The sequence below is a fragment of the Sporolactobacillus pectinivorans genome (genome assembly GCF_002802965.1).
Taxonomy (GTDB): domain Bacteria; phylum Bacillota; class Bacilli; order Bacillales; family Sporolactobacillaceae; genus Sporolactobacillus; species Sporolactobacillus pectinivorans.
Genome location: NZ_NXGA01000001.1, coordinates 1,530,563 through 1,552,052, shown reverse-complemented (window position 1 = coordinate 1,552,052; position 21,490 = coordinate 1,530,563). Strand labels below are relative to the sequence as shown.

Genomic DNA, 21,490 nt, shown 5'->3' with positions numbered 1-21,490 from the left:
ACAAGCGAAGGCGCCGTCCAGATTGGGCGGCGCCTTTTTTTATGATTATTATTAATCAGCAAAAAATGCTATTTCCCGGGGAATAGCGACACAATCTGACAAAAGCAGGTTAACCTTACCAATAATTTGGTAACATCATGTAATTCCATTTGTACCCCTCCGAAAGTCTCATAATCTCGAAACCTATGAACCAAGGAGGGAATAACACAAATGATTAAGAAGATTCTTGCTTCAACACTAGCCGGAGCGCTTGCGCTTCCACTCATCTTCGGAGGGCACGCAGAAGCTGCACCCAAGCCGGAGGCCAAACCTGTCACCGTTGCCTTTGCCGGTATGTCCAACCCATGCAATCTGAATAATGGTCAAACACCGGACTTACAGGAAATGTTTAAACACTTCGGCATCAAGCTAGATCCTTCTCAGCTTCAGCCTGCTGTGCCGCAACCTGCTCCCCAGCAGAATAAAAATCAACCGGTTCAGCCGACAACGCCTAAAAAGCCGGCTGCGAACAGCAACTCAGGTTCTTCGTCAAAGCAGACTTCAAACAGTCAGATGAACGCTTTTGAGAAAAAAGTTGTTGATCTGACGAACCAGGAACGCACGAAGGCGGGTCTCAAACCGCTGAAGTCAGACGATGCTGCGCTCTCGAAAATGGCACGAGACAAGTCTACCGATATGCGCGACAAGAATTATTTTGATCATCAGTCTCCCACTTACGGATCTCCATTTGATATGATGAAAAAATATGGTATCAGCTACACTTCAGCAGGTGAAAATATCGCTGCCGGCCAGAAAACACCGGAAGAAGTTGTACAAGGATGGATGAACAGTCCGGGGCATCGCGCCAATATCCTGAATGCTAATTTTACAACAATTGGTGTTGGCTATGTTTCCGGCGGTTCCTATGGAAGTTACTGGACTCAGGAATTCATCGGCAAATAATGTGCCGGGAATAATAAATAATTTGTGAGAAAACAGCGCCCATTCATACGTTTCACAGGGGGCGCTGTTTTCTTGTTCGCATCATGTCGAAAATAGGCTGGAACATGTCGTCTCTTAATCGAATAGAATAGTTAGAGACATCTCATGTCTGGAGATGATTGGCTTGAATGAAAACCCCTTGTACGTGGCTCTGGGCGATTCATTGACCGTCGGCGTCGGATCAACATTTTTTCAGCCCAATTTTGTCAAGTACTATCAAAAAAGTATTGAGTATTACTTCAGGCATCCGGTTAGAAAACTCGTCTTCGCAAAGAATGGAGCGACGACACAGGATATTCTCAGTTTTTTTTCACGTCCGGAAGTGGCTGGAGCCGTTCATGATGCAACATTCATTACATTGACTGGGGGCGGAAACGACCTTCTCCATGCCAGAAAAAAATGGCTTAAATTTGGCGAAAGCACAATAGTTTCTGATGCCATACAGCAATGCCTCTATAATATGGCACTGATTATTGAATCTATTCTCCGACTGCGCGGCGATGTTCAGAAGCCTGTAACGATCCGTGTCCTCAATTTGTATAATCCCATGTTTCAAATACCGGAATCACGGGCGTGGCTTGAGACTTATAACCGTTCCCTTTTTGCACTGGAACGTTATCCTTCTGTACAGGTGGCAGATGTTTATTCTGCTTTCTATGGCCATGAACCGTACCTTCTCAGTATGGATCATACACATCCAAATCCTGTTGGCTATCGCGTCATGGCTGAAGTTGCGGCGGATCTCGGATTCGAACCTGTTGCTGATTCCCGCGGAGAAAATGAGGCGCGCCGCAGGCAATAATAGGACAAAAAAGTGTTTATCCTGATCGAAGAAAGACCTCGATTCCAGTCTCTTTAGACCTAGGCGCCACAGCAATCGGGCAGGATATAAAGAAAACGAACCGAATTAAGTAAAATTTGAACCGGAATAGGGAGAAACAAGAAGCGAATCGGAACCGAAATCTGGCAAACGAATCAATATGATCTATTTTCTGACTAAAAAAGACCTGAGTGAAGGATTGCTCGTTCACTCAGGTCTTGAATTTAAATTTTCCATTTAGGCGGCATGTTCTTGCCCCAGAATACTTTTTTCAGTTCATGATGCTTCTGAAAACCGTCCGACACCGTATGATAGTGGAAATCAAACCAATAACCATCCTGCGGCGGGTGATCCCGGCGGACATGCAGTTTCAGCACTTCATTACCCGTCCCTGTCTGATAAACATGGAGAATCCGCTCCCCCATTCCGGATGAAGGTGAATGTGTCACAGCCAGAGTGCGGATCCAGCTCTCGTCGTGAGCGTTGCTGACTTCTTCAATTGCCGAAACAAATGATGGTGCAATCTCCTGCATATATTGATTGCCGATTTTTTCACTGACACGTGTGCCGAATTTATGAAAGCCCTGCTGTTCTGCCTCAAGCAGTGCGTAAGATGAAAAAGCAGAAATCAGCGTTTCCTTCGAAACATCCGCGGAAAAGCGCCGACCCCACAGAACAGTCGGATTCGCTTGAGTTTCTTCCTGTGAGGTGCTTCCATACGATCTGAGGGGCGAGTCCTGGGTTTTTTCTTTCTGGATACTTTCTTTATCGCCCTGTTTATCGACATAGTGAGCCGGAAATACCGGTATCACTGTTCCAAATGTCAATATGGCAACGAGAGCAACCAGGCCCTTTTTTATAAAATTGGGAACCACGACGGAGCCTCCTTCCGCATGAAATCGACAGTCGACAACCAAGTCACTCCAATACATTATTCGGACAACAAACTTCTTTCAGTCAGTCAAACTTAAAGATAGAGAAAAAGAAAAACGTGCCGGATTGGCACGCTTTTTCAGCAGATTCACACATTATCAAACTTAAAATCTTCATCAGTCAGCGGTTCAATGTTCAGCGGCACGACATAATCACCCTTGGTTGAAAAGAAATCATGATTGATGGTCCCCGTGTCAATGCCATTAATCACGACCTGACTAACCGGATCATGCTGATACTTATCTTCGCGTCCCAGATTCTGAAGCGCGCGGTTCGCATTATATAGGACATAATCATTGACCTCTTTGACCAGCCCGATTTTTGCATAGATCTTGGCCGTATACCTTTTCTCGACTTCAAGCAGGCTGTCAAGCAGCGCGTAAACCTGATGATCGGCTGTTCTTCTTTCCTGATCCGTCAGATCTTCATGATACAATCTCTGGGCAACCATACCCGTGAAACTACCATGGATTGATTCGTCCTGAATAATTTTGCGAATAATCTCACCGCTGGCAATCATATGACCCTGTCCGGAGAGAAAAACGGGATAGAAAAATCCGCTGTAGAATGAAAAGCTCTCAAGAAACACGGAGGAAGCCATAGCCATATAACGTTTGAACGGCGTGATGATTTCACGTTTATCATACAGCTGGTTGTACCAATAGGAGATCAGCCGGTACTTCTCCTGTAATTCAGGCTGATTGTCAACCCATTCTCCCAGATAAAAATCAGTCTTCGACGACGGGATCAGCGTTGAAAAGATATGGGAGTATGATTTTGCATGAATATGCTCCATCATGCCCATCCAGGCGAAAACTGCCTGTTCATGCATGTTATCATGATGAATCGAAATCAGCGGCATCCCATTGTCACCCTGTTCACGGTCAAGTCCGGTCAGACCTGATAAGACTTCAACATACGTTGTCTGCTCGTCTTCCGTCATTGCATCCCAGTCAGAGAGGTCACGTGAAACTTTGAATGCCTCTTCCGTCCAAAACTGATTGATGTTCTGTTTCCAGTATATTTTAGCGATTTGATTATCGCTGTTATTCCAGTTAATAGCCTTCATTTTCTAACCGTCCTTCAAAAAACTGATGATTGGCCCTGAATCGTACGTGCTGCGCACTTTCTTCTGTATCAGACGGAGCAGGCCGTGCATTCCTCCGGGGAAAGCAGCTGCGTTCTTGTGTAATACAGTGATTTCAATCCCTTTTTATGGGCATAGACGTAAAACCTTGCCAATTGACGCGTGCTGGTCATACTGTCGACGTAAAGAATCGTCGAAATTCCCTGATCAATGTGTTGCTGAATTTCTGCAATCATGTCGATTACCCGGAACTGGTTTGTCTGATAGGCCGATTTATAATACCACATCGTCTGCGGTGACAGGAAGGGCATCGGATAGATCGTTTCGCTGTTTCCATATTTACGCCGTTCAATGACATTGACAACCGGCATGACCGAACTGGTCGCATTTTGAACATAACTGATCGACTGTGTCGGTGCGACAGCCAGACGGTAGGCATTGAAAAGTCCGTATTTCTGAACTTTCTTTTTCAGCTCTGTCCATTCTTCGGTCGTTGGAATATGGACGCCATGAAACAGTTCAAGACCCTTCTCTGTTTTTGGCCCAAAATACTCCCGCTCATATTTTGCAAAATAGGAACCGTCAGCATAATCGGTCTGCTCAAACCCTTTGAATGTTGTTCCTCTTTCCCGGGCAATCAGCATTGACTTTTCGATCGAATAGAAATTAATCATTGAGAAGAAGGTGCGGGCAAAGTCTCTCGCTTCCGCCGACTCGTAAGCGATCTGGTTTTTCGCAAGATATCCGTTAAGGTTCATAGCGCCCAGCCCCACCGAATGGAGCTCCCTGTTGGCAAGCCGCACGCCCGGCGCGTTGGCAATATGCGTCATATCGCTGACCTGGGTCAACGCTTCAATGCCATTGTGCACTGAATCACGGACTTTACCGCTTTCCATCACATTGACAATATTCAGTGAACCGAGGATACAGGAAACATCGCGGCGGATTTGATCAGGGGCATCATAATCATTGATCGTTGAGGTTTCCTGCATCTGGAAAATTTCCGTGCACAGGTTGGACATTTTGATATCCCCAAGCTTGTGGAGCGGGTGATTTTTATTTGCGTTGTCTTTATAAAAAATGTAAGGATAGCCGGACTGCATCTGCATCTGCGCAATCAGATTGAGAAATTCGCGCGCATCCGCGCTTTTCTTTTTAACCGCCGGATTGGCAACGAGTTCATCGTACATCTTATCCATATCCATATCGTCAAGATGTTTTCCGTAAGCTTTGTACACGGTATAAGGGGCGAACATACAGAAAAGTTTACCCGCCTCCGCGAGCTCAAAAAATTTACCCGGAACAATCAGGCCGATCGAAAGCGTCGACAGCCGGATATCCTCGTCCGCGTTTTCCTTTTTTGTGTCCAGAAATTCAGGCGCATCCCAGTGGAAAATGTTTAGATAGGCTGCACCCGCACCTGGGCGCTGGCCGAGCTGATCCGCATAGGAAAAGCCGAGCTGAAGTTTCCGGGCGACAGGAACGACACCCTTGGCCACCCCTTCAACGCCTTTGATGGATTCACCGCGTGCGCGGATCTTTGAGAGATTGAGCGCAACACCACCGCCGATTTTCGACAGCTGCTGCGATGTGCTTTCAACGTAATTGATCGAGTTCAGGGAATCATCCGCCTCAATAAGAAAACAGGAGACCATTTCCCCTCTTCTTGCTTTTCCCGCATTGAGAAAGGTTGGTGTCGCCGGCTGATAGCGCTGTTCCATCATCGCCCGCATGAACCGGACAGCCCGGTCATAATCGCCTCTTGCGAGAAACAGAGAAGCGATTGAAACTCGTTCATCATAACGCTCAAGATAACGAGATTTGTCGTTGGTTCGCATCGCATAATCGCGGTAAAACTTGCTGGCCGCCATATAAGATTTGAATTCAAAATGATAGGCAGCCGCTGACCGATGAAGCGACTCAATCGCCGACTCATCGTATTCACCGAAAACATTATAGTAGAAATTGTTGTCAACAAGATAGTGGAGCCTGTCCAGAATACCTTTAAAATGAACGGTTTTCTGCCGGACTTCGTCCATATAGGTCTGAATCGCCTCATGATCTTTCTCCAGCTGGTAGAAACCGTTTTCTCCGCGCGTAAGCACCTCATTGTTCAGTTCAACGTAGGACTTCGGCTTGATCGCTTCGTTCAACAAATGTCCTCACCCTTTCCTGAAAATTTATAACATCGGCCGCTGTTCCTCCAAGTTCAAATTTATATAAAATCGGAACATGGTACGCCGCGGCAATAACGTCGGCTGCACGTGCAAAATTTCTTCCCCAGTTTCGGTTGCCACTCGCAGCGACAGCTCTGAGAAAGCGACCATTTTTCATTAAAAATTGTTTCACACTGTCCGGCGCATCGCCGAAACCAATCGTATTCGTCACAAGAATAAAAGGACGATCAACCGGATTCAGACTGTCGATCGGCTGAAAAGCCAGCCCTGTTTTTTCTAAAAAACGTTTGACATTTCCGGTCATGCTTTCGTATAAAATCATCATCGGCGGCCCTCCTGTTCAAAAAAGTGCTGCAATACCGGTTGCTTCTGAATTTCTCATCGTTTCAGAGGTTACCGTCGTCTTAGTACTACATATAGTTTATGCTTAATAATTTACCACAATATATAGTGAATCACAAGCCGTTTTATTCGTAATCAGCCGGTAACTTTTATATCATATGACAAGGAATCAGGTACTTCAATCCTTGGATTGGGCCGAAAAACAGAGGTATATTAAGCATTGTGCGGTATGTCACAACAAATGAGGATTGACTCTATTATTAGCAGAGTTTCAAAAAAAAGTTTAAAATATGTGACTGATTTTTCAGCAGCCGGAATTACAATTACTTTCTTCAGGCGTGGAAATATTTTATGTAAAGAAAACTTGCCGATTGGCAAGCCTTTAGGCAATGCCAGAGGCCTAGTTGCACTTACACTTTAATCCTTGAAATTTTTATACTTTCTTAAAGTGCAAAAAAAGGCCTGATCAACAGGCCCCCCAATTTTTGACTATTTTCTTTTTGCTGTTCCGCTGAATCCGATTATCTCTTTATTGTCCGGTTTGCTTACGATAAGAACCGTTTTTCCGTTCTTTTTGATCAGTCTCATGCTTTGTGTCAATTTTCCCCAAACCCCGGTTCCATCGCCATGCAGTGTAGCCCGTCTCATACACAATGTGTTATTTTTAATGACAGTGTCTTTCGATTTAACGTACGCGACTGCTGCCATTGGAGCATAATTATAGCTGATCGTGTCTTTGGTGATTAATATCTGATAGCTGGCATGTGTATTCACTTTACCGAGAATCCACGAACCTGTAAAATCATTATAAGTTGCAACACGTGATTTAGAAAGATCGCTGACATTGATATATCCTGACTTATTACTATATGTTACATGATAAAGGCCCCTACCCGGTTTATGGGCGAGATAAAACTTTGTGTTAACAGGCAAAATACGGGTGATTTTTGTGCCTTGTTTATTGCTGAAAAATGGTGTGCCTTGTACCGTATAATAGGTGATGGCTTTGGGAGCCGCTGCAGAAACAAACGATGAAAAACTCAAACTGGAAATTAAAAGTGCAACAATAATTAGGAATGCGGAAAACCGTTTTTTCATTTTAAAAACTCCTTTGTAATATAATTGTAATATAGATGAAGCAAATGTAATATACGTTCTTTTAACTTTTCCGTCAACTATAAAATGGGAATTGTAACCATTTAGACATTTATAATTTTTGTCGGTTAATGGTCTAGTCTGCTTTATTTTTTGCCCATTCCGCCTGTTTTTCGCTCTGTAGCAAATAAAAATTCGATTTCAAGACTCATTCTGAATAAAAAAGACATTTTTCGATTTTCCAGCGCATTGGGCCGAAATAAGGAAAATGCCTTTTTGATTAGCGCATTTTTATTTAACAGACCTCCTAAATGAAGAGGCCCCAATTTTACCTTTCTTCGCTTTCAGGCTGATCCTCGTGTCCGAGCACGGGTGTGAAGGTTCTTTTTTCCCGAATCGACTTTTGCCTGCTGATTGTACGCTGTTCGGCAAGCCGGGCAAAGTATTCCTGTGCATTTACAGGAAGCTTGCCGCGGCGGTCTGGTTTATAATAATGGCTGTCGCTACCCATTACTCGTGTTTTCACATTATCGCTCATCATAATATCGAACGCGTCGGTGATCGCCGCCTGAATCCGTTCGTCCTCAACCGGGAACATCAATTCAACGCGCCGATTCAAATTCCGTGTCATCATATCCGCGCTGGCGAGAAAAATTTTCGTCTCTCCGCCGTTTCCAAAAATATAGATTCGGCTGTGCTCTAGGTAGCGCCCGACAATCGAATGGACTTCGATATTGTTGCTAATGCCCGGAATACCGGTGCGCAGGCAGCAGATGCCGCGGACAAGCAGTTTGATCTTCACGCCGGCAGCAGATGCCTTATATAACGCCCGGATCATTTCTTCATCCGACAGAGCATTCATCTTTGCATGAATGAAGGCCGGCCGGCCGGCCTTCGCCTGGTTGATTTCGTCCTCAATCAGATCGAGCATCGTACCCCGCAGCCAGAGCGGTGCCATCACCAGTTTATGAAAATACGGAGGTTCGGAATAGCCGGAAAGCATGTTGAAAACGTTGGAAGCATCGATACCCATTTGTTCATTGCTTGTCAGAAGTCCCATATCTGTATAGAATTTAGCCGTGATATCGTTATAGTTTCCGGTGCCGAAATGCATATAGCGTTTGATGCCGGTTGATTCTCTGCGGACAACCAGCATCATTTTGCAATGTGTTTTCAGGCCTACAAGGCCGAAAATCACATGGCAGCCGGTTTTTTCCAGTTTTTGTGCCCAGTTAATATTGTTCTCTTCATCAAATCGAGCTTTCAGTTCAACGAGAACGGTGACCTGCTTCCCATTCTCTGCCGCACGTTCAAGATAGCGAATAATCGGAGAGTTTCCCGAAACACGGTAAAGCGTCATCTTAATGGCCAGCACATTTTTATCAACAGAAGCCTGCCGGACCAGTTCGATCACGGGATCAAACGAGTCAAACGGATGGTGGAGAAAAACATCCTTTTCACGGATCGTGTCAAAGATCGAGTGTTCCATAAGTTCATAATGAACAAAAGGATGGTGCGCCGGAAAGCAAAGGCCTGCCGACTCATCGAGCATTCCGACGAGTTTTGAAAGAAAAGTCAGATCAATGGGGCCGTTAACGCTGTATATGTTATCGGCGCTGACGTCAAGCCTTCTCGTCAGCTTCTCGATCAGCCGCCCGCTGATTCCCGATTCAACATCCAAATGAATGACATTGCCCCGCTCACGCAGACGGAGCTGTTTCTCAATCTCTTTAAGAAGATCTTCCGTATCCTCCTCGTCCACTTCAAGATCCATATCGCGCATGACGCGGTAGCAGGAAGCTTCGTCAATCTCATAACCGACAAATAGCTTTTTCAGATGTCTGCGTATGATATTCTCCAGCAGGACAAAACCAACCTGGCCCTCCTCCGACGGGACTTTAACAACGCGCGGAAGCACATTAGGTACCTGGACCGTCACGAACTCCACCTGCTTTGATCCGCTTCCTTTTTTGTGGATAAAGGCTGCGATGTTGATACTTTTATTCAAAATAAGCGGGAACGGGCGTGAAGAATCAACAGCCATGGGCGTCAGCACCGGATAGACTTCGCGGTTGAAGTAATGATCTACAAAATCGAGCTGCTTCTGAGATAAATCTTCCAGATCGAGGATCTGGATGTTTTGCTCTCTCAATAATTTTTTCAGCATCCGATTATACGTCATATACTGCTGTCCGATCATTTGGTGGGCCGCTGCGCTGATTTTTGCCAGCTGCTGGCTGGGCTTTAAACCGGCAGGATCGGCTTTTTCGTAGCCGACCTTGACCATGTCACTGAGGGATGCCACGCGCACCATGAAAAATTCATCCAAATTGCTGGCCGTGATCGACAGAAATTTGACACGTTCAAGCAGCGGATTTTCCTTCTCGCGTGCCTCTTCAAGAACTCGCTCGTTAAACTTGAGCCAGCTTAACTCGCGATTATAGAAATATTCCTTTTTACCAAAATCCTCCATGGTTGACTCACCTTATCCTCGTAATATCGGCTTCAATCCAAAGACTTCTTCAAAATAAGCCGCTTTTTCATCAAAAGTCAGCCTTTCAAGAGACAGATCGTCATCCGCATGCGCAGTAATGATGACTTGGTCATGTTTCAGTGAAACAGTAATTCTTTTCACCTTATTCTGACGGCTGTCATCCAGTGCATCGCCAATCCGCAGAATGGCAGACAACTTCGCCACAATCAGCCTGTTCTCCGGCGGAAGGACCTCAAACGCAGCGGAATCGCTGGTCGGTGTTTCCGCGCTGTGATAACGGGCAATGTTGGCGATAATATCACGTTCACTGTCCGAGATGCCCATAATCTCAGAAGATTGAATAATATAATAAGAATGAATATAGTGGGCATTCATATCAATATAGCTGCCGGAATCCTGCAGTATCGCGGCAAGCTGCAATAACAGCCTGCTCCGTTTATCAAGCCCATGCAGCGGTTTCAGTCTGTCAAAGAGATGCAGTGAATATTTTTCAACGATACCAATATGCCGCGGATCACAATTATAGCGTTCGGCAATGTTCCGTGCGGAAACAATGATATCTTCGATGAATGAATGATCGATCCTTCTTTTGTGATGATCAAGCTCATCATGGATCAGCAGCCCGTCGGCAAGATCGGCTTCAGAAAGAAGAATGTTCTTGGCGCCGGTCATCTCAAGCATAATTTTCAGAATCATCGCGGAAGGGAGAAGCTGGCTCGCTGAATCGTAAGGCACGCCGTATTGCCTGGCCAGAACTTGAACCGGAATGTCGAGTATGCGCCCGTAGAGTTCATCAAAACGGTTACGGTCAATCGTATCGCTGCTTGATTTCATAAAAGCGTGTTTAAAGGCCAGCAAATCAGTTCCGACAAGGACGCAATGCTCATAGTTGATATTTTTCGGTGCGAACTGATGGTACCCGTCGATTTTGCTCATGATGTAATCTTCCATAATATCAACATAATTCCCGGTATGGTTCTCCAAGTCGCCAAGCATTTCCCGAATCCGGAGCGGCCCAAGCTTAATATTTCTCGAAAAAACAAAATGGCCTTTATCATAAACAGTCAGCTGCATGCTTCCCGAGCCAATATCAAGCAGCATCGTTCCTTCTTCTATTAATTTGCCAAAACCCGTTGTTTTATAAGAGACAGCCTGATTATGCAGATAACGCTCTTCTGCATTGGAAAGCCACTCAAGATTAAGCCCCGTTTTGATGCGGATTTGTTCCTTAACGTATTCCGCATTGGCAGCCTCCTGTACAGAACTTGCGGCCACTGCCCGGTACTCTTTCACCCCATAATCATTCATAATTTGAACAAAACCCGCCAGCGCCTGGCACGCCTGATCCACCGTTTGAAAAGCGATCATCCGATCGTTATAAATATCGGCACCGATTGTCACATCGGCACTGACGTCTTCAACAACCGTGAGACTTGTCATATCGGCTATCTTCAATACAATCACTTGCAACCCGACTGTTATGGACGCAAAGAGTCTGTGGTTTCTCGTCGTCCTCACCCCATTTTCCAAAACAATGATGTCTTTTTTTCTCTTTTCAGGAAACAGTTCCATAATGTCCATTATAAGGCATGTTCTGCCGGTCAAAAAAAATTTTCCATATTTATTTACAAAAAATTAACATAGCTGGGAAGTGTTCTTATATATAGTTTATTGCGGCCAAAGCTCCGGCACAGGACATACATTTTTTTTAGCCGCAGCTCCCAGACTTTATCAAAGTTTCCACTGTCTATCCATTTATTCATGACTTTTCCTTATTTCCATATATTTTTAACATATAAAAAAAGAAGCCGCTGAGGCTCCCTTTTTTAAGTGATCGTCGCCTGAATTTATAAATCCGGTATCAGCCGTTCAACAGCGACAGTTTTTGATCAAGATATAGATCAACGGCCGCAGCAGCCTTCCGCCCTTCTTCAATAGCCCAGACAATCAAAGTTGCGCCGCGCCGTGCATCACCCGCCGCAAATATGCCTTCACGGCTTGTCTGATAATTTCGCTCGTCAGCCCGAATGACGCGTCCATCCGGATCCTTTTCGATCTTGAAATCATCGAAAAGACGATCTTCCGCCCCGCGGAATCCGATTGCAATCAGCACCATATCGGCTCCCCACTCTTTTTGCTCTTCCGTCTCCGATTTAAAAGAGCCGGTAAGCAAAGATTGAACATGTCCGGACGCATCACCGATGAATTTTTTCGTCTCAACATAATATTCGCGGGGATCTTTGCCAAATAGTTCTTCTGCTTCCTCATAAGCATAGTCCACAGAAAAAACACGCGGATTTTCCGGCCACGGGTTTGCTGCTGTCCGTTGTCCGGGCAGTCGGCCGTGCTTGCCGAATTGAACAACACTCTTGCAACCCTGACGGACCGCAGTGGCCACGCAGTCTTCTCCCGTATCACCGCCACCAATGACAATCACCCGTTTTCCGCTGGCATCGAAATCAGGTTTCAGGGATTCACGATACAGCAAATGACGGTTGCTTGCCGTCAGATAATCCATAGCCGGCAAAATACCTTTAAGATCGCGCCCCTCAATTGGAACGTCGCGGTGTTTGCCCGCACCTGTGCAAAGAACGATAGCATCGAAATTTTCTTTCAGTTCAGACTCCGTGATGTCTCTGCCGACATCAACACCGGTTTTGAAAACGATCCCTTCCGATTCAAGAAGATGAATACGGCGGTCAACTACATTTTTTTCGATTTTCATGCTCGGAATACCATACATCAGCAGGCCGCCTGCCCGGTCCGAGCGTTCAAACACGGTCACAGTATGGCCAATTTTATTCAGCTGATCGGCACATGCCATTCCCGCAGGACCGGAACCAATTACCGCAATTTTTTTCCCTGTGCGGCGAAGCGGCGGTTTGGGAACGACCCAACCTTCCTCGAACGCCCGATCAATGATTGCGCGTTCGATCGATTTGATCGAAACCGGATCACTGATGAAGCCGGCAGTACAGGAACCTTCACATGGCGCAGGACACGCTTTGGAAGTAAATTCAGGAAAGTTATTGGTTTTTGCCAGACGATCGTACGCCTCCTTCCACAACCCATGATAAACCAGATCATTCCATTCAGGAATCAGGTTGTGAATCGGACATCCGCTCGTTCCGCGGTTCAGCACTGTCCCGATCTGGCAGTATGGCGTACCACAGTCCATGCAGCGGGCCGCCTGTTCTCTGACTTCGGTTTCCGGCATGGCTTCCCGGTATTCGTGCCAGTCTTTCGTTCGTTTAAGCGGATTGCGTTCTTTTTGATTTTTCTTCTCTATATTCAGGAAACCCATTAATTGTCCCATTTTTTCAGCTTCATCCTTTCAAGAGTTGTCCGAAACCTGCAACATCATACCGGCTGATAGTCCGATGTCGGAACAGCCAGTTTGCCCTGCTTTTTCAGATAGAAAGCTTCCTCTTTAGCCTGTTCCTCGCTCAGACCCTGAGCTTCATAGTGTCCGATCTGTAACAGCATCGCCTCATAGTCGCGCGGAATAATCTTGATCATGCGCCCGGCTGACTCCTCCCAGTTTTCAAGGGTCTGCTTTGCCTTCGGACTGCCGGTATAGTCCAGATGATGCTGAATCAGGCTATAAACTGCTTCCATTTCTCTTTTATCGGTCAGCTTTTCAATATTGACCAATTCCTTATTAATATGGGCAAGCACCGGGCCGATCGGGCCCTCCGGAAGGATATAAGCTATCCCGCCGGACATGCCAGCTGCAAAATTCCGGCCGATCGGGCCGAGAATAACGACTCTGCCGCCGGTCATATATTCACAGCCGTTCTCGCCGACCCCTTCGACAATTGCGTTTGCCCCGCTGTTACGGACGCAGAAACGGCCACCGGCAGTTCCACGGATATAGGCCTCGCCCTCAGATGCACCAAAGAAAGCCACGTTGCCCATCATTGCCTGAGAATCTGTCGAAACGCCAACAACTTCTTCAGACTTAATAATCACTTTGCCCCCGGACAGCCCCTTGCCGACATAGTCGTTGGCATCTCCAGTCAAAACCATCGTAACGCCCCTCGGGATAAATGAAGCAAAACTCTGTCCGGCACTTCCTGTAAATGAAAGGTTTATTGTGTCTTCCGGCAAACCGCGTCCACCGGTCGATTTCGAAATGACATACCCGAGTGTTGTGCCAACGGTCCGGTCGGAATTCTTCAATTTGTAAGACAGGTGCACCGGTCGTTTGTTCTCAATCGTCGGCAGGCACGTCGAAATTAGGTTGCGTTCATCAAAACGCTTTTCAAGATGGTGATCCTGAGCACGGGCAAAATGACGCTTGGAAACATCACTTTCCGCCTGATAGAGCAGATCGGACAAATCAAGATATTTTGCCTTCCAGTGACTGTGCACTTCTTTCTTAATCCGCAGAAGATGCGCTTCGCCGACAACTTCTTCAAGTGTGCGGTAGCCAAGATTAGCCAGCTGCTCACGAATATCCCGGGCAATAAAAGTCATAAAATTAACAATGTAATCCGGGCTTCCGCTAAAATGTTTGCGTAACTCAGGATTCTGTGTCGCGATGCCGACCGGGCACGAGTCCAGATGGCAAGCCCGCATCATCAGGCAGCCGAGGACAACCAGAGGTGCCGTTGCAAAACCAAATTCTTCAGCGCCAAGGCATGCAGCGATCAGAACATCGCGACCGGTCATCAGTTTGCCATCCGTCTCGAGTCTGACGCGGTCGCGCAACCCGTTCTTCATCAGCGTCTGGTGCGCTTCGGCAAGGCCCAGTTCCCAAGGCAGGCCGGCATGCTTGATGCTCGTCTTTGAGGCTGCGCCCGTCCCGCCGTCATGTCCGCTGATCAGAATGACATCTGCTTTTCCCTTGGCGACGCCGGCTGCAATTGTTCCAACCCCGCCCTTGGCAACCAGTTTCACGCTGATCCGCGCCTTAGGATTGCTTGATTTCAAATCATAAATCAATTGGGCAAGATCTTCAATGGAATAAATATCGTGATGCGGCGGCGGTGAAATCAGTGTGACCCCGGTCGTGGCACGGCGCGTATGAGCAATCCACGGATAAACTTTTCCCGAAGGCAGCATGCCGCCTTCGCCAGGCTTTGCTCCCTGAGCCATTTTAATCTGAAGCTCCGTGGCTTCGGAAAGGTAATAACTGGTAACGCCGAATCGGGCGGACGCCACTTGCTTGATCGCACTGCGGCGCCACGTTCTCATCACNTGGTAACGCCGAATCGGGCGGACGCCACTTGCTTGATCGCACTGCGGCGCCAGTCGCCGTTCTCATCACGGACAAAGCGGTCCGGGTCCTCGCCGCCTTCACCGCTGTTGCTTTTCCCGCCGATCCGGTTCATTGCAATAGCCAGCGCCTCATGGGCTTCTTTGCTGATTGATCCGTAAGACATAGCTCCTGTCTTAAACCGTTTAAGTATACTTTCCACAGGTTCAACTTCATCCAGTGGAACAGGCTTGCGGTCTCTTTCAAAGGTTAGCAGGCTGCGAATCGTTGAAAATGGCGCATCATCGACCATTTTGGCATAGTCTTTATACAATTTGTAATCATTACTGCGTGCGGCCTGCTGCAGCATATGCACAATCAGAGGTTCAATCTTATGCTGCTCGCCCCCCTGCCGCCACTGCAATGTGCTGCCGGTGTCAAGTGTTTTCAAGTCACCAAGAAGCAGTTCTTCAGTTGCGCGCCGGTGACGCCGCAATGACTCTTCCGCGATTTCATTCAGCCCGATGCCGCCGATCTGTGAAACCGTCCCCTTGAAATACTTGGCAATCAATTCATCGGAAAGCCCCAGTGCTTCAAAAGTCTGCGCACCGCGATAGCTTTGAATCGAGGAAATACCCACTTTGGACATAATTTTTACAATGCCGCCGACAAGCGCCTTGATGTAATTCTGCTCTGCTTCCTCCTCGGACACGTTAAGATGCCCGGTTTCTTTCAGTTCGCTGACAGATTCCAGAGCCAGATAAGGGTGGACTGCGTCGGCACCGTAACCGAGAAGCAGCGCCACCTGATGGCTGTCATGCGGTTCACCGGAATCAACAATCAGGCTGACCAGCGTGCGGGTCCCCTGATCAATGAGATGATGATGAATCGCACTGATGGCAAGGAGTGACGGAATTGGTACTTTTTTTTCATCAGCGGCCCGGTCGGAAAGTAGAATAAGTGAAGCCCCGTCATGGATCTGCTGATCCGTTTTGAGGATCAACTGTTCCAGTGCTTCAGACAAGACGCCTTTTCTTTTTTTCGCTGAAAAAAGAGTCTGAACGGTGGCTGTTTTCAAACCTTGCCGCTGAATGGACAGAAATGTTTTCCGATCCAGAACCGGCTGACTCAGGTGTATCTGTGTTGGAACATGGCTGATCGGATCAAGCAAACTGACCTGCGGGCCAAGCCACGTAATTTTCGACATAACCCATGCTTCACGAATTGCATCAATCGGCGGGTTTGTAACCTGAGAAAACCATTGTTTGAAATAGTCAAAAAGCACCTGGGATTTATTAGAAAGCACAGCAAGAGGCGTATCGTTCCCCATTGATCCGGTTGGTTCTTTGCCTGTTTCCGCCATCGGCTGAATGGTCTTGACCAGATCTTCATAGGTATAGCCCTGAACTTTCTGCTGATAAAGGCGGACGGTGTCCGACGCCTTTTCAGACTCAACCGGTTTGTCTTTTATTTTTATCACAGAGTCCTTCAGTATCTCTCGATAGCTTTCGGATTGACAGATTTCTTTCTTCAGTTCATCGCTTGGAACAATTCTGCCCTGCTCAGTATCAATAAGCAAAAGCTGGCCGGGTCTCAAATGGCAGCGTTCACGGATATTGGATGCGTCCAGATCCGCAACGCCGACTTCCGAAGAAAAGACCACCTTGTCATCATTCGTAATATAATAGCGGGCAGGACGAAGACCGTTGCGATCCAGAATTGCCCCGATCTGTTTCCCGTTGCAGAAACCGAGCGCCATCGGGCCGTCCCAAGGTTCCATGATTCTGCTGTGGAATTCATAAAAGTCATGAAGGTAGTCCGGAATTTCAGACTGGTTTTCCCAGGGTTCGGGAACCATCATCATCACAGCATGCGGCAGCGAATAGCCATGATAAGTGAGAAATTCCAGCACGTTGTCGAAAATTGCTGAATCACTGCCGTCAGGATCAATAATCTGGGGCATCCGGCCCCCTTCCAGCCGTTTTGCCTTGGCATTGAACCAGCTCATGTTGCCGCGGATCGTATTGATTTCACCATTGTGAACGATCATACGGTTAGGATGCGCCCGCTGCCAACTTGGAAACGTATTCGTGCTGTAGCGGGAATGCACTAAAGCGAGTGCCGAAACAAAACGCTCATCCTGAAGATCCGTATAGAAAGCGGACACCTCTTTCGCCCGCAGCATACCTTTATAGACAAGAGTCTGACTGGACAGGCTCGCAACATAAACTTCGTTTTTAAGCTTTGCTTCGATAGCCTTTCTTAGAAAATACAGTTCAATATCCAGCGCGTGACCCGAATCATGGCCAGCCGTTCCGATAAACATCTGATACATAAACGGCGCTTTACTCCGCGCTAGCCGGCTGATTTCGTTTTCTTCGACCGGCACGTCCCGCTCGCCGTATAGACGCAAATTTCGCGCAGCGATACAGGCTTTGATCTTTCCAATTGCAACCAGTCTGCTGGAACGATCCTGAGGCATGAAAAACATGCCGACACCGTAATGTCCGGCGGCAGGAAGAGGAAAATTGCATACTGATTGAAAAAACTGATCCGGAACCTGGACAAGAATGCCCGCGCCGTCTCCCGTTTTTCCATCGGCTGCTTTGCCGGCCCGATGATCCAGCCTTGCCAGCATTTCAAGCGCAGTCTTAACGACATCATTGGATGCGCGCCCTTTGATATCCGCGTATAGTCCTATCCCACAGGAATCGTGTTCAAATTCCGGACGATACAGACCATCCGAAATGTGATTTCTCGTCTCTTTCTTTGTATTCATAAACGGTCATCCTTCCTTCTGTCTCTCCACATTCACACATCATTTATCTGTGCCACTTTTCAGAAAATATCCTCTTTATTTCTCTACTCTTTTTCCGAAAAGTTTGGTAATTCTATTTTACACTTTTTTTATCAATTTTTTCAATATATAATTTAGAATAAATTAACCTTACCGCAATATTTTTCTCCTGCCGTTTAAAAAATCTCTATTTGATCAGCTCCTTCTTCTCTCCTGAAATGCTAACCACCATCTTATCAGAAAAAGCGGAAAAAGTAAGTCTGGAAGTATTGCATCCACCAATCATGACTGCTGTAGACAGTGTGTCAGCCGGCCTGCTCACAGTGCGGTGGCATCCATTTCATTGTCATCTGCGATATGGTACACTTAGAGGATAGAATTATTTTGAACGGATAATTGAAGCTGCCTACAAAGGCGTGGTTTACCGGCAGATCGGCATGCCGCTGCCCACTTCGATTGACTGTCTTGCTTAAAAAGGAGATTTTCCTGATGAACCGCTATTTGCAGATTACATTCGTGCCACATATAGAAAAAGGGTGGAATTTCTATATCTGGCTGACCGATGAAAAGGGAAATAATCTGCCTTTTCCAGAGACAGCCACGGGCGGGGAACAGGTCCCCTCCTGGTTAAGCGACCAGTCTCCTTACCGTTTTTATATTTCGCCGGCACTGTTCTCCGGCGATGAGCGGAACTACACGGTTTCGGGTGCACTGATGACCATGAGCAGTGTCTTTCAGATGATGCATGACGAAGTGCTGAACGCAGCAGACGATGGCATCGTTCCAGGCAGAACTTTTCAATGGTTCGGCAGAATTGCCCACGCACTGGAATGTCTGCTGAAGGGCGGGCACTTTTATCCCTATTTTTACCATCTCGAACAGGGTAATCATGAGCACTGCTACTTTTGTGAATGGATGCCTGATGCACAACTTTTAACCAAAAGCGGTCTGTTCGCCGAATGGCTTGGTTCTCTGCCGCATCTGTCGTTCGCGATTTCCGACCTCCAGGATGAGAAGGTCAGGCAATGGCTTTATTTATTGATTATTTTCTGGACGAATGCACTTGTCCGCGATACCGCTTTATCCGTCGTTCCGCAGCCGGAATCCGGCCAGAAAGGTTTTGCAGAAGATGCCAACGCCGGTGCACACATTCTTGAAACAGGCACTCCCTTTAACTTTTCTGAAAAACCATGGCTTACACTCAGTGATCCATTAACCATAAAAAGAGTGGCTCAGCTTGAAATGGAAACAGCGGGGTGGATTCATCCTGTTTCCTCCCGAAGCCCCCGGGCATGGACGAATGCGCTTCTGGCTTTCAGAAAAGCTCAAATGGAACAGCTTTTTTCACCTGAACAAGTAAAAATCATTCTCGATCCCGCCGATCCGGACGATCCCTTTTCAGCGGATGCTGTCTGGGAATATGAAACCGTCATTCAGGGCTGGCAGGACGCTAAACGGATGGAATGGTCACTTGAAAAATTGCAGAGCAGTTCGCCGCTTGGCCGGAGCAGCTGGCTGGAAAACAGGATTAACCGGCTGATCGGACAAGTGCCGGATCATATTTTGAGTTTGCTTAAAGTCAGCCCCCGTAGGTTGATGACTTCAGAAGAGCTCTCTGATCTTTTTCAGTCAAAAAGTATTCTTGAATCAGCCTCCGTCATACTGTCATTGCCGGATGATCTGGACGTGAAAGAGGGCGCCGACCAGGTTGCGATTGATCTTGACATCAAGCCTGAAGCCGAGAATCATGGATCGCTTTTCAGTCTGTCTTCGTTGATCAACTATGACTGGCGTATCGCCGTCGGAGATATCCAGCTGAGCGCTACTGAATTCAGGCATCTGGTTCAGGAAAACCAATCTTTTATCCGGCACGGAGGAAAATGGATTCATCTACCCATGAAACGGATGGTCAAAGCCCTTGCGGAAATGGGAGGAGTCATGGATCTTTTCGACCGTAAGCCAAGCGTTGCCGGCGCCCTGCGGCTCGATGCGCTGACCCGGAAAAAGAAAAACGGCATTGTTAAAGTGCACTTGGAGCAGGAACTGGATGATTACCTGGATAACATATTAAAAAAACCATCAAAGATCATACCGGTGCCTGCCGGCTTTAACGGTCAGCTCCGCCCTTATCAGAAAAAGGGATTTACATGGCTCGCAAACCTGCGCCGCCAGCGGGTCGGCGGCTGTCTCGCCGATGATATGGGACTTGGAAAAACAGTCCAGGCTATTGCCTATCTGGACTACTGCAAAGCACTTCCCGATGACCCCTTACCGGATCGTCTGGTTTCAGGGCCGGCACTCGTGATCTGCCCGACTTCGCTTGTCGCTAACTGGAAACATGAGTTCCACACTTTTTCACCGGAACTTGATATCTATATCCATCATGGCAGTTCAAGGCTGCATGGGGACGATTTAAAAACGCGCCTCAAACACTCAAATGTCATGATCACAAGCTATGCGATTTTTACAAAAGAAGCGGAAATGCTGAAGCAGATTTACTGGAAAAGCGTCATTCTGGACGAAGCGCAGGCCATCAAAAACCCGCATGCCCAGAAGACGCGCGCCATGCGGAAAATCAGCACTGCCCATCGTCTGGTGCTGACCGGAACACCGATCGAGAACAGACTGGAAGAGCTGTGGTCAATCATGGATTTCCTGAACCCTGGCTATCTCGGCTCTCTGGAGCGGTTCCGCAAGCAATTTATCGGCCCGGTTGAGAAAAAAAACAGCCGATCCAAGACGGGGGAACTGACAAAGATCATTCAGCCGTTCATCCTGCGCCGTGAAAAAACGGATAAACGGATCATCCGCGACCTGCCGGATAAATTTGAAACGAAAAAAACGTGTTTTCTCAGCAAGGATCAGGCCTCATTGTATCAGACTGTGGTCAATCGTCTGGCGCAAAACGTAGCCGCATCTACAGGCATTAAGCGCAAGGGCATGATCCTCTCCGCGCTGACTAAGCTGAAACAAGTCTGTGATCACCCTGCCCTTATGCTGGGCGAGCAAGGCGACAAGAAAACTTCTGGAAAAATGGATCTCTTTTTCAGCCTGCTTGATCCTCTTTTTAGCCAAAATGAAAAAGTGCTCGTATTCACGCAATATATTCAGATGGGAAGGCTGCTTCTTCAGGAGACCACGAAACGTTATCCGGATGCCGACGTATTCTTTCTGCACGGCGGTCTGTCTGCCGAGCAGCGCGAAAACCTGATCCAGCGATTCCAGACCGGCGGCAAACGAAAGACGCTGTTTGTACTTTCCCTGAAGGCAGGCGGTGTAGGGATCAATCTGACGGCTGCAGGCTACGTGTTCCATTATGACCGCTGGTGGAATCCGGCAGTCGAAGAACAGGCAACCGACAGAGCATACCGGATCGGCCAGGACCGGAATATCCATGTGTTCAAGCTGATCTGTGGAGGCACGCTTGAGGAGCGAATCGATCTATTGATTGAGCGTAAAAAGAAACTGCAGAGACAGATACTTGGGCAAGGGGACGGATGGCTGACTGAAATGAGCGATCAGGAAATTTTCGATTTAATCAAACTGCGTGAAGGGGTGATATGA

The 21,490-nt window shown here is 47.2% G+C and carries 11 protein-coding genes and 1 pseudogene; 3 read left to right on the top strand and 9 right to left on the bottom strand.

Annotated elements, in window-relative coordinates; all coding sequences use genetic code 11:
- The first annotated feature begins 210 nt into the window (after positions 1 to 210).
- Positions 211 to 942, top strand: a complete 732-nt coding sequence (locus COP04_RS07445) for a CAP domain-containing protein (RefSeq protein WP_100487391.1) — start codon at positions 211 to 213, stop codon at positions 940 to 942.
- A gap of 163 nt (positions 943 to 1,105) precedes the next feature.
- Positions 1,106 to 1,783, top strand: coding sequence for a GDSL-type esterase/lipase family protein (locus COP04_RS07440; RefSeq protein ID WP_239984800.1), 678 nt, complete (start codon positions 1,106 to 1,108; stop codon positions 1,781 to 1,783).
- Positions 1,784 to 2,025: 242 nt separating this feature from the next.
- Here the strand turns inward: COP04_RS07440 and COP04_RS07435 are convergent, their stop codons facing one another.
- From COP04_RS07435 to COP04_RS07390, 9 genes and pseudogenes are all read right to left on the bottom strand, one after another.
- A complete protein-coding gene (locus COP04_RS07435) occupies positions 2,026 to 2,676 on the bottom strand; it encodes a YpjP family protein (protein WP_100487389.1) in 651 nt (216 codons plus the stop codon).
- A 146-nt stretch (positions 2,677 to 2,822) separates the two neighbouring features.
- Positions 2,823 to 3,803, bottom strand: a complete 981-nt coding sequence (gene nrdF, locus COP04_RS07430) for a class 1b ribonucleoside-diphosphate reductase subunit beta (protein WP_100487388.1) — start codon at positions 3,801 to 3,803, stop codon at positions 2,823 to 2,825.
- A 68-nt stretch (positions 3,804 to 3,871) separates the two neighbouring features.
- Positions 3,872 to 5,977, bottom strand: coding sequence for a class 1b ribonucleoside-diphosphate reductase subunit alpha (nrdE, locus tag COP04_RS07425; RefSeq protein ID WP_100487387.1), 2,106 nt, complete (start codon positions 5,975 to 5,977; stop codon positions 3,872 to 3,874).
- Positions 5,940 to 6,323 carry a class Ib ribonucleoside-diphosphate reductase assembly flavoprotein NrdI gene (gene nrdI / locus COP04_RS07420; RefSeq protein WP_100487386.1) on the bottom strand — a complete coding sequence of 128 codons (384 nt, stop codon included), beginning with the start codon at positions 6,321 to 6,323 and terminating at the stop codon, positions 5,940 to 5,942. Before nrdI ends, nrdE begins: the two co-directional genes overlap by 38 nt.
- 506 nt (positions 6,324 to 6,829) lie before the next feature.
- The gene (locus COP04_RS07415) at positions 6,830 to 7,438 is read right to left on the bottom strand and encodes a hypothetical protein (protein ID WP_100487385.1); all 609 of its coding nucleotides are present in this window, start codon (positions 7,436 to 7,438) and stop codon (positions 6,830 to 6,832) included.
- Positions 7,439 to 7,763: 325 nt separating this feature from the next.
- Positions 7,764 to 9,908, bottom strand: coding sequence for an RNA degradosome polyphosphate kinase (locus tag COP04_RS07405; RefSeq protein WP_100487383.1), 2,145 nt, complete (start codon positions 9,906 to 9,908; stop codon positions 7,764 to 7,766).
- Positions 9,909 to 9,920: 12 nt separating this feature from the next.
- Positions 9,921 to 11,510: a Ppx/GppA phosphatase family protein gene (locus tag COP04_RS07400; RefSeq protein WP_239984799.1), complete on the bottom strand. Its 1,590-nt coding sequence runs from the start codon at positions 11,508 to 11,510 to the stop codon at positions 9,921 to 9,923.
- A 280-nt stretch (positions 11,511 to 11,790) separates the two neighbouring features.
- On the bottom strand, positions 11,791 to 13,245 hold the full coding sequence (locus tag COP04_RS07395) for a glutamate synthase subunit beta (RefSeq protein WP_100487382.1): 1,455 nt from the start codon (positions 13,243 to 13,245) through the stop codon (positions 11,791 to 11,793).
- 44 nt (positions 13,246 to 13,289) lie between these two features.
- Positions 13,290 to 17,908 (bottom strand): annotated as a pseudogene (locus tag COP04_RS07390) (glutamate synthase-related protein).
- A 507-nt stretch (positions 17,909 to 18,415) separates the two neighbouring features.
- Between COP04_RS07390 and COP04_RS07385 the strand changes: the two are divergent.
- Complete coding sequence (locus tag COP04_RS07385; RefSeq protein ID WP_100487381.1) at positions 18,416 to 21,490, top strand: DEAD/DEAH box helicase; 3,075 nt, start codon at positions 18,416 to 18,418, stop codon at positions 21,488 to 21,490.

Coding starts and splice junctions, on each gene's coding strand:
- COP04_RS07445 (WP_100487391.1), top strand. CDS start 211: ATGATTAAGAAGATTCTTGCTTCAACACTAGCCGGAGCGCTTGCGCTT.
- nrdF (WP_100487388.1), bottom strand. CDS start 3,803: ATGAAGGCTATTAACTGGAATAACAGCGATAATCAAATCGCTAAAATA.
- nrdI (WP_100487386.1), bottom strand. CDS start 6,323: ATGATGATTTTATACGAAAGCATGACCGGAAATGTCAAACGTTTTTTA.
- COP04_RS07415 (WP_100487385.1), bottom strand. CDS start 7,438: ATGAAAAAACGGTTTTCCGCATTCCTAATTATTGTTGCACTTTTAATT.
- COP04_RS07405 (WP_100487383.1), bottom strand. CDS start 9,908: ATGGAGGATTTTGGTAAAAAGGAATATTTCTATAATCGCGAGTTAAGC.
- COP04_RS07400 (WP_239984799.1), bottom strand. CDS start 11,510: ATGGACATTATGGAACTGTTTCCTGAAAAGAGAAAAAAAGACATCATT.
- COP04_RS07395 (WP_100487382.1), bottom strand. CDS start 13,245: ATGGGACAATTAATGGGTTTCCTGAATATAGAGAAGAAAAATCAAAAA.
- COP04_RS07385 (WP_100487381.1), top strand. CDS start 18,416: ATGAACCGCTATTTGCAGATTACATTCGTGCCACATATAGAAAAAGGG.